The organism is Pseudomonas sp. BJa5 (assembly GCF_030272875.2).
Lineage (GTDB): Bacteria > Pseudomonadota > Gammaproteobacteria > Pseudomonadales > Pseudomonadaceae > Aquipseudomonas.
In genome coordinates this window covers 1-9,653 of record NZ_JALRNG020000073.1, presented here as the reverse complement: position 1 = coordinate 9,653, position 9,653 = coordinate 1, and the positions used below count along the sequence as shown (strand labels likewise).

9 protein-coding genes are annotated in these 9,653 nt (G+C 66.4%); all 9 read right to left on the bottom strand.

Annotation, left to right across the window (positions count from 1 at the left end):
• Positions 1-134 precede the first annotated feature (134 nt).
• Complete coding sequence (paaZ, locus tag M2D63_RS25315; protein ID WP_285865837.1) at positions 135-2,189, bottom strand: phenylacetic acid degradation bifunctional protein PaaZ; 2,055 nt, start codon at positions 2,187-2,189, stop codon at positions 135-137.
• A gap of 58 nt (positions 2,190-2,247) precedes the next feature.
• A complete protein-coding gene (locus tag M2D63_RS25310; protein ID WP_405310925.1) occupies positions 2,248-3,483 on the bottom strand; it encodes an OprD family porin in 1,236 nt (411 codons plus the stop codon).
• A gap of 21 nt (positions 3,484-3,504) precedes the next feature.
• Positions 3,505-5,151 (bottom strand): cation acetate symporter, encoded by a 1,647-nt coding sequence (locus M2D63_RS25305; RefSeq protein ID WP_285865836.1) that lies wholly within the window; start codon positions 5,149-5,151, stop codon positions 3,505-3,507.
• Positions 5,148-5,456, bottom strand: coding sequence for a DUF485 domain-containing protein (locus M2D63_RS25300; protein ID WP_285865835.1), 309 nt, complete (start codon positions 5,454-5,456; stop codon positions 5,148-5,150). Before M2D63_RS25300 ends, M2D63_RS25305 begins: the two co-directional genes overlap by 4 nt.
• A gap of 109 nt (positions 5,457-5,565) precedes the next feature.
• The gene (gene paaE / locus M2D63_RS25295) at positions 5,566-6,642 is read right to left on the bottom strand and encodes a 1,2-phenylacetyl-CoA epoxidase subunit PaaE (RefSeq protein ID WP_285865833.1); all 1,077 of its coding nucleotides are present in this window, start codon (positions 6,640-6,642) and stop codon (positions 5,566-5,568) included.
• Between the two features lie 25 nt (positions 6,643-6,667).
• Positions 6,668-7,201, bottom strand: coding sequence for a 1,2-phenylacetyl-CoA epoxidase subunit PaaD (gene paaD, locus M2D63_RS25290; protein ID WP_285865832.1), 534 nt, complete (start codon positions 7,199-7,201; stop codon positions 6,668-6,670).
• Positions 7,188-7,949: a 1,2-phenylacetyl-CoA epoxidase subunit PaaC gene (gene paaC / locus M2D63_RS25285; RefSeq protein WP_285865830.1), complete on the bottom strand. Its 762-nt coding sequence runs from the start codon at positions 7,947-7,949 to the stop codon at positions 7,188-7,190. Before paaC ends, paaD begins: the two co-directional genes overlap by 14 nt.
• Positions 7,950-7,959: 10 nt before the next feature.
• Positions 7,960-8,241 (bottom strand): 1,2-phenylacetyl-CoA epoxidase subunit PaaB, encoded by a 282-nt coding sequence (gene paaB, locus M2D63_RS25280; RefSeq protein ID WP_133216060.1) that lies wholly within the window; start codon positions 8,239-8,241, stop codon positions 7,960-7,962.
• 27 nt (positions 8,242-8,268) lie between these two features.
• Positions 8,269-9,267 (bottom strand): 1,2-phenylacetyl-CoA epoxidase subunit PaaA, encoded by a 999-nt coding sequence (gene paaA / locus M2D63_RS25275; protein WP_285865829.1) that lies wholly within the window; start codon positions 9,265-9,267, stop codon positions 8,269-8,271.
• Positions 9,268-9,653: the final 386 nt, after the last annotated feature.

Genomic DNA, 9,653 nt, shown 5'->3' with positions numbered 1-9,653 from the left:
TCCCTCTTGTGTGCGGCCGGGGGGGGCGGGCCCGCCCCGGCCGGGGGGCCCCTCCCCCCCCCCCCCGGCGGCCCCCACCCCCGCTCCCACAGGAGTTTCAATGAATCCCGCCAGTCCCTTGGCGGGTTTGCCGATCAGGCGCCGCGCTTCACCACCAGGGTGAGGATGTCGTAGCTGGCGCACAGCTCGCCGTGCTGGTTGGTCACCTCGACGTCCCAGGCCACCACACCTTGCGGCTCGCCTTTGGGGCTGACCTTGCCCTGGTCGATCTTGCGCTTGCAGGTCAGGCGCGCCTGGATGGTGTCGCCGATGCCCACCGGGGTGATGAAGCGCAGGGTGTCCAGGCCGTAGTTGGCCAGCACCGGCCCGACGCCGGGGGAGACGAACAGGCCGGCAGCCGCCGACAGCACGAAGTAGCCGTGGGCGATGCGCTTGCCGAACTGCGAGTCCTTGGCGGCGATATCGTCGAAGTGCATGTAGAAGTGATCGCCCGACAGGCAACCGAAGTTGACCAGGTCCGACTCGGTGACGGTGCGGCGGTGGGTCAGCAGCGATTCGCCGATCTGCAGGTCTTCGAAGTGGCGGCGGAACGGGTGCACCTCGCTCTCAAGGACCTTGGCGCCACGCACGTACTCACCCGTGACCGCCATCAGCATGCTCGGCGAACCCTGTACCGCGGTGCGCTGCAGGTAGTGCTTGACCGCACGCAGGCCGCCGAGCTCTTCGCCACCACCGGCGCGTCCCGGGCCGCCGTGCTTGAGCTGCGGCAGCGGCGAGCCGTGGCCGGTGGATTCGCCCGCCGATTCGCGGTCGAGGATGTGCAGGCGGCCGTGCAGCGCGGCCGCAGCCGGCACCACCTTGGCGGCGACGCGCGGGTCCTTGGTGATCAGGCTGGCGACCAGGCTGCCTTTGCCGCGGGCGGCCAGGGCGATGGCTTCGTCGAGGTCGTCGTAGGCCATCAGGGTGCTCACCGGGCCGAACGCCTCGATGTCGTGGGCGCCGCCTTCGGCATGCGGGGCGCGGCTGCGCAGCAGGGTCGGGGCGAAGAACGCGCCTTCGTTGACGCCCTCGCCGCGTGGAGCAAAGCCGTCCCTGGCGCCGAACAGCAGGTCGCTCGACTCCAGCAGCGCTGCGACGCGCTCGGCGACGTCGGCCTGCTGGGCATGGGAGGCCAGCGCCCCCATCTTCACGCCTTCCACTGACGGGTCACCGACCACGACCCGGGCCAGGCGCTCGCGCAGGCGCTCGGCGACCGCGTCGATGTGCTTGGCCGGGACGATGGCGCGGCGAATCGCCGTGCACTTCTGCCCGGCCTTGGTGGTCATCTCGCGGGCGACTTCCTTGACGAACAGGTCGAATTCCTCGTCGTCCGGGGTAACTTCCGGGGCGAGAATCGCGCAGTTCAGCGAGTCGGCCTCGGCGTTGAACGGGATCGAGTTGCGCACCAGGTTGGCGTTGACGCGCAGCTTGGCGGCGGTGTCGGCGGAACCGGTGAAGGTCACCACGTCCTGGCCCTGCAGACGGTCGAGCAGGTCCCCCGTGCCGCCGATGATCAGTTGCAGGCTGCCGGCCGGCAGCAGGCCGGACTGGTCCATCAGGCGCACGGTGGCTTCGGTCAGGTAGCTGGTGGCGGTGGCCGGTTTGACGATGCACGGCATGCCGGCGAGGAAGCTTGGGGCGAACTTTTCGAGCATGCCCCAGATCGGGAAGTTGAAGGCATTGATGTGCACGGCCAGACCGCCGCGCGGTACCAGGATGTGGCTGCCGGCGAAGGTGTTGTTCTTGCCCAGCGGGATGGCCGGGCCTTCGTGGACCACATTGCCGGACGGCAGCTCGCGGCTGCCGACGCTTGCGTAGGCGAACAGGGTGCCGGCGCCGCCTTCGATGTCGATCCAGCTGTCGGCACGGGTCGCGCCGCTGTGGTGGGACAGCGCGTACAGCTGCTCCTTGTGCTCGAGCAGGTATTTGCCGAGGGCCTTGAGGCGCGCGGCGCGCTGCTGGAAGTCCATCGCCATCAGTTCGGCGATGCCGCGCTGGCGGGCGTGGGCGACGGCTTCGGCAAAATCCAGCACCTCTTCATGGGTGCAGGCCAGGGGCTGGCCATTGATCGCACTGCGCAGGGCCTGGGCACCGTGCTGGCCGATCCAGCGGCCGCCGATGAAGCTTTGCAGGGTGGGGTTGTTGCTCATTACGAATACTCCAGGGTGTCGGGGCGCGGCCGGCGCCCTGAAGGGCCGGCCGCAAGTCTTACCAGAGGGCCAGGGTGTAGCCGAGGATCAGGCGGTTTTCATCGACGTCGGTGGTCAGCCCGTTGCCGGAGCGGAAGGTGACGTTGCGCCAGCGCAGGCTCAGGTTCTTAAGCGGGCCGCTTTGCACCACATAGGCGACGTCGCTGTCGCGTTCCCACTCTTCGCCGTGATCGCCGGTGGCGGTCCGGGCGTTGCGGCCGTCGACGTAGCGGGTCATGAAGGTCAGGCCGGGTACGCCGAGGGCGGCGAAGTCGTAGTCGTAGCGCAGTTGCCAGGCGTCTTCCTCGGCGCGGGTGAAGGTGTTGAAGGTCACCAGGTTCACCGAGTAGGGGTCGCCGCCGTTGAGGAACGGGAAGGCGCTGTCGCCGGACATGCGCTGCCAGGCGGTGCTGACCCGGTGACCGCCGTGGCTGAGGCTGAGCATGCCGTTGAAGTTGCGGTTGTCGATCAGTCCCGCGCGGGTCTGGCCGTCGTCGCTGCTGTCGAAGTAGCGCAGGTCGCTGCGCAGGCTGAAGCCGCCACCCAGGGGCAGGTTGTGCACCAGGCCGACGAAGTGCTGTTGGTAGATGTCTTCCAGCTTGCCGTAGTAGTAGCTGACGCTCAGCTGCGGATTGAACGCGTAGCTGCCGCCGGCAAAATCGAAGGCGTCGCTGCTGGCCGCGCCGAAGCCGATATCGTCGCGGCTGGACGAGTCGCGCAGGTTGGCGCGGGTCAGGCGGCCGCCGTTCAGGGTCAGGCCGTCGATCTCCTGGGAGGTCAGCATGCCGCCCTGGAAGGTGGCCGACAGCAGTCGCGTGTCGTTGTAGCTGACCACCGGCAGCAGTGGCTGCAGGGTGCCCAGGCGCAGCGTGCTCTTGGAGACGCGCAGTTTGCCGGTCAAGCCCAGCTCGCTGTAGTCGTCCACCGGCTCGTGGCTGGTCGGGCCGAACGGCAGCAGGCCCGTGCCGCGGCGGTCGCGGCTGGAGTCCAGTTTGATGCCCAGCTCGCCGATGGCATCCAGGCCGACGCCGACAGGGCCTTCGGTGAAGCCGGATTCCAGGCGTGCGGTGAAGCCTTGCGCCCATTCCTCGGCCTTGGCCTGGGGTGCGTTACTCTGGCGGAAGTCGCGGTTCAGGTAGAAGTTGCGCAGCTCCAGGGTGCCCTTGCTGTCTTCGATGAAGCCGGCCATGGCCACGGGGGACAGGGCCAGGCCGAGCGCCGCCAGCAGCGGCGCGGGGAAACGGATAGCGGTCATTGTTATTATGGTTCCGTTGTTTCAGTGGCGGCTGGCGGCAGCTGCGCCGATGCCGGTCATGGAGCGGATGAACTGGGCCAGGTAGCGGCCACGCTCGGTTTGCGCACGCGCCGAGCGGTCGGTTACCGAGAACAGCCAGGCGCCGAGGAACGCCAGGGTCATGGAGAACAGCGCCGGGTTCGAGTAGGGGAACAGTGCGCGTTCATGGTGCAGCAAGCCGACCCAGACCACCGGGCTCAGCACCAGCAGGACGACGGCAGAGCTAAGGCCGACCAGGCTGCCGGCAACCGCGCCACGGGTGGTCAGGCCCTTCCAGAACATCGACAGGAACAGCACCGGGAAGTTGACCGAGGCGGCGATGGCCAGCACCAGGCCGGACAGGAAGGCAATGTTCTGCGACTCGAACAGCAGGCCGAGGATCACCGCCAGCACGCCGATGACCAGGGTGGCGATGCGTGACATGCGCATTTCCTCACGCTCGCTGGCCTGGCCCTTGCGGATCACGCAGGCGTACAGGTCGTGGGCCACCGCCGAGGCGCCGGACAGCGCCAGGCCCGCGACCACGGCGAGGATGGTGGCGAAGGCCACCGCGCAGATGAAGCCGAGGAACAGGTTGCCGCCCACCGCCTGGGCCAGGTGCACGGCAACCATGTTGCCGCCGCCGATAATGGCGCCGTTGGCGTCGCGGAAGGCCGGGTCGGTGCCGACCATGACGATGGCGCCGAAGCCGATGGCGATCAGCAGTACATAGAAATAGCCGATGAAGCCGGTGGCGTAGAGCACGCTCTTGCGCGCTTCGCGGGCATCCTTGACGGTGAAGAAGCGCATCAGGATGTGCGGCAGGCCGGCAGTGCCGAACATCATGCCGACCGCCAGCGAGAGGGTGTCGATCGGATTGCTCAGCAGCCCGCCCGGGGCCATGATCGCCTGACCCTTGGCATGCACGGCGGCAGCGCCGGCGAACATCGCCTCGGTGCTGAAGCCGAAGTGCTTGAGCACGGTGTAGGCCATGAAGGTGGCGCCGGAGAGCAGCATCACCGCCTTGGTGATCTGTACCCAGGTGGTGGCGAGCATGCCGCCGAAGGTCACATAGAAGACGATCAGCACGCCAACCAGCAGTACCGCCTGCAGGTAGCTGATGCCGAACAGCAGTTCGATCAGCTTGCCGGCACCGACCATCTGCGCGGTCAGGTACATCAGCGCCACGATCAGGGTGCCCACCGCGGCGACGATGCGGATCGGGGCTTGCTCCAGACGGTAGGAGACCACGTCGGCGAAGGTGTACTTGCCCAGGTTGCGCAGCCGTTCGGCAATCAGGAACAGGATGATCGGCCAGGCGGCGACGACGCCCAGGGAGTAGAGCAGGCCATCGTAGCCGGCCATGAAGATCATCGCCGAGATGCCCAGGAACGAGGCGGCGCTGATCATGTCGCCGGCGATCGCCAGGCCGTTCTGCAGGCCGCTGATACCGCCGCCGGCGGTGTAGAAGTCGCTGGCCGAGCGGGTGCGCAGGGCGGCCCAGCGGGTGATGCCAAGGGTGAACAGGACGAACACCAGGAACATGCCGATGGCGTTCCAGTTCAGGGGCCGTGCGGCCGTTTCAGCGGCCAGGGCGGCACCGCTGGACAACAGGCCGGCGCCCAGCAACAGCAGGTGAGAGGTCTTCATTGCTGGCTCTCCTGCTGCAGTTTGGCGACCAGCGGGTCGAACACCTGGTTGGTCTGGCGTACGTAGTAGGCGGTGAGGACGAACGAGAGCAGGATCACCACCACGGCCAGCGGAATGCCGATGCTGGTGGCACCGCCGTTGAGCGACTGGCTCAATACGCCCGGGGCAAACGCCATCAACAGCACGAAGCCGTAGTAGATCGCCAGCATCGCCAGGGTCAACGACCATGTCAGGCGCTGTTTGCGGCGTACCAGCTGGATGAAGTCCGGGTGCTGCCGGAGACGTTCGGGGTCTTGTGGGGTCATGGTTGCGCGCTCTCTTGTTGTGATTGTCGAGACGTTGTTTTCAGAAGTACGGCAAGCCCTGGCCGTGCAGGCGCCACCTCGCGGGTAGCGCCTGCAGCAGCTGGAGCGGTCAGAGCTGGTCGAAGTCGAGTACGACCTTGTCGCTAATCGGGAAGGCCTGGCAGGACAGCACGTAGCCGGCCGCCACCTCGTAGTCCTCGAGGGCGAAGTTGCTGTCCATCTCCACCTCGCCTTCGACCACCTTGCACTTGCAGGTCGAGCACACCCCGGCCTTGCACGAGTAGGGCAGTTCGGCGCCGTGCTCGTTGCCGGCGTCGAGCACGCTGGCGCTGTTGCGCGCCAGCTCGAAGGACAGCTCGCGACCGTCGCTGATCACGGTGATCTGGCTCTTGGCGCTGTCGACCTGGGCGGCGGCCTGGCGCGCTTCGCGTTTGTGCGTGCTGCCGACGGCGGCGAACAGTTCGAAATGGATGCGCTCGGCGGCCATGCCGTTGGCCTTGAGCTGGTCGCGCACGGTTTCGGTCATCGCCTGCGGGCCGCAGATAAAGGCGGCGTCCAGCGCCTTGACGTCGAGCCAGCGGCTGAACAGCTGGCCGCATTTATCGGCGTCGATGCGACCGTTGTAGAGGTCGACATCCTGTTGCTCGCGGCTGAACACGAAGATCAGGTTGAGGCGCTGCAGGTAGCGGTTCTTCAGGTCTTCGAGCTGCTCGCGAAACAGCGCCGAGTTGCTCGAGCGGTTGCCGTAGAGCAGGGTGAAGCTGCTGTGCGGTTCGCGTTCCAGGGTGGTCTTGATGATCGACAGGATCGGCGTGATGCCGCTGCCGGCGGCCACTGCCAGGTAACGGCCGTGGCGCGCGGCGTCCAGGGGCACGTAGAAGTGACCGGACGGCGGCATCACTTCCAGGGTCTGGCCGGCCTTGAGGCTGTCGTTGGCATAGGCGGAGAACAGCCCGCCGGGCACCCGCTTGATCGCCACGCGCAGCTCGCCGTCGTTGACGCCGGTGCAGATCGAGTAGGAGCGGCGTACTTCGGCGCCATCGAGGTGGGCACGCATCACCAGGTGCTGGCCCTGGGTGAAGGCGAAATCGTCGCTCAGCTCGGCCGGCACGTCGAAAGCGATCGACACCGCATCGCGGGTCTCCGGGCGTACTTCTTTAATCTTCAGGCTGTGGAACTTGCTCATTGTCTTGTCTCCGGCAGCAGGCTGCTCAGATGCACTTGAAGTAGTCGAAAGGCTCACGGCAGTCGACGCAGCGGTACAGCGCCTTGCAGGCCGTCGAGCCGAATTCGCTCAGGCGTTCGGTGTGGGCGCTGCCGCATTGCGGGCAGCACACCGCATCGCGCTCACCGAGCAGGCTGCGTTTGCTGGTACTGCCGGCCGGCGGGGCAATGCCGTAGGCGCGCAGGCGCTCGCGGCCGCTGTCGCTGATCCAGTCGGTGGTCCACGCCGGCGTCAGCCGGCGCTCCAGTTGCGGCGCGGCAAAGCCTGCCTGTTGCAGTGCGGTGGCGATGTCCTGCTCGATCACCTCGGTGGCCGGGCAGCCGGAGTAGGTCGGGGTGACCACCACATGCAAGTGGCCGGCTTGCCAGTCGAGGTCGCGCACGATGCCCAGGTCGACCACGCTGACCACCGGCACTTCCGGGTCCATCACCGCGCCGAGCACGGCCCAGGCCTGCTCCAGGTCGTTGGCCTGGAGCGGGCGCGCACCGAGGTCGCTGGCGATCAGCTCACCAGGTCGCATTGGGATGGGCTCGCTGCAGGAACTGCATTTCGGCCAGCAGGATGCCCAGGTGCTCGCTGTGCACGCCGGTGCGCCCGCTGAGGTAGAAGTGGCTGGGCGCTGCCGGTACCGGCAGGGTGGCCCAGGTGAACACCTCGTCGACCTTGGCGCGCCAGGCGCTGGCGATTTCCTCCGGTTGTGGGGCGATACCGGCCTCGGCCAGGCGTTGCTCGACGTCGTCGCCATCGACCAGCTCGACGCTGAAGCGCCAGACCTGCTCGATCGCCGCCAGCATGCGCCGGTGGCTTTCCTCGGTGCCGTCGCCCAGGCGCTCGACCCACTCGCCGGAGCGGCGCAGGTGGTAGGTGACTTCCTTCAGTGCCTTGGCGGCGATGCCGGCGACGCGTTCATCGCTGGAGCTGCTGAGGGCGCTCAGCACCTGGAAGTGCCAGGCGTCGTAGAGGAACTGCTTGACGATGGTCACCGCGTAGTCGCCGTTGGGTTGTTCGACCAGCAGCAGGTTGCGGTAGGCGCGCTCGTCACGGCGGAACGCCAGGTGGTCGGCGTCGCGGCCGTCGGCCAGCAGCTCGGCGGCGTAGTCCAGCCAGTTGCGCGCCTGGCCGACCAGGTCGAGGCCGATGTTCATCAGCGCCAGTTCTTCTTCCAGTGCCGGGGCCTTGCCGCACCATTCGCACAGGCGCTGGCCCTGGATCAGGGCGCTGTCGCCCAGGCGCAGCAGGTATTGGATGAGGTCATCACGTTGGTTCATGGCAGTGGCCTCACATGTGACCGACTTCGGCCGGCAGCTCGTAGAAGCTGGCGTGGCGGTAGACCTTGTCTTCCGAAGGCACGAACAGCGGGTCTTTCTCGTCCGGCGACGAGGCGGTGATCAGCGCCGAGGGCACCACCCACAGGCTCACGCCCTCGTTGCGGCGGGTGTACAGCTCGCGGGCATTCTCGATGGCCATTGCCGGGTCGGCGGCATGCACGCTACCGACGTGCTTGTGGTTGAGGCCGTGCTTGCTGCGCACGAAAACTTCGAACAGGGTCCATTCGGACATGGCGGGACTCTCCAGATCAGGGGCGAATCAAGCGGCGTCGCGCTTGGCTTTTTGTTGTTTTTTGCGGGCGTGGGCGACGGCGGCTTCACGCACCCAGGCGCCGTCCTCGATGGCCTTGCGGCGGGTGGCGATGCGCTCGGCGTTGCACGGGCCGTTGCCCTTGAGCACGTCGTAGAACTCTTGCCACTGGATTTCACCGAAGTCGTAGTGGCCGCGTTCTTCGTTCCACTTCAGGTCCGGGTCGGGCGCGGTGCAGCCGAGCAGCTCCAGTTGCGGCACGGTCTGGTCGATGAAGCGCTGGCGCAGCTCGTCGTTGCCCTGGCGCTTGATCTTCCAGGCCATCGACTGGGCGCTGTTGGGCGAATGCTCGTCGCTGGGGCCGAACATCATCAGGGCCGGCCACCACAGGCGGTTGATCGCGTCCTGGACCATGTCCTTCTGCGCCTGGGTGCCTTCTTTCATCATGGTCAGCAGCAGTTGGTAGCCCTGGCGCTGGTGGAAGCTCTCTTCCTTGCAGATACGGATCATCGCCCGCGAGTAGGGGCCGTAGGAGGTGCGCTGCAGCACCACCTGGTTGACGATCGCCGCGCCGTCGACCAGCCAGCCGACCGCGCCCATGTCGGCCCAGGTCAGGGTCGGGTAGTTGAAGATGCTCGAGTACTTGGCCTTGCCGCTGTGCAGCTTGGCGACTTCCTCGTCGCGGTCGGCGCCCAGGGTTTCCATGGCGCTGTACAGGTACAGGCCGTGGCCGGCTTCGTCCTGGATCTTGGCCATCAGCTGCAGCTTGCGCTTGAGGGTCGGGGCGCGGGTCACCCAGTTGCCTTCCGGCAGCATGCCGACGATCTCGGAGTGGGCGTGCTGGGAGATCTGGCGGATCAGGGTCTGCCGGTAGGCATCCGGCATCCAGTTCTTGGCCTCGATCTTGATTTCGGCGTCGATCTTCTCTTGGAAGGCGCGCTCTTCGGGGGACATTTCGTCCAGCGCTTTGACCCGCTTGACGCCGGTCTCAACCAGTTGTGCGTACATGCTGTGTCTCCAGCCTTGTAGGGGTTTGTCGGGAGGCCGTGGCCATGGCTGTATTTTTAAATGATACAAAAACAAATATCAAACACTAAATTGTGTGTCGTATTAAATTTTTGTATCGCTTTGTCGGTTTGGTGACGGGGGGGCAGGCGACGTGCGCAGGTTGGCGGGCAGGGGGTGGGGCGTTTTGAAGGCGGAAAAAAGGTTCTTCATGGAGTCCTGGGGGTTAGGATCCTTGGCTTGGGCTTGGGCTTGGGCTTGGGCTTGGGTGTTGAGGTGGTGTGCTTATCCATTCGATGCAGCGACGCCGCTGGCCCCTTCCGCCTTTACGGCGGCCTACTTTTCTCTTGGGAAAAGTAGGCAAAACCGCTTGCTCCTGCATCCGGCCC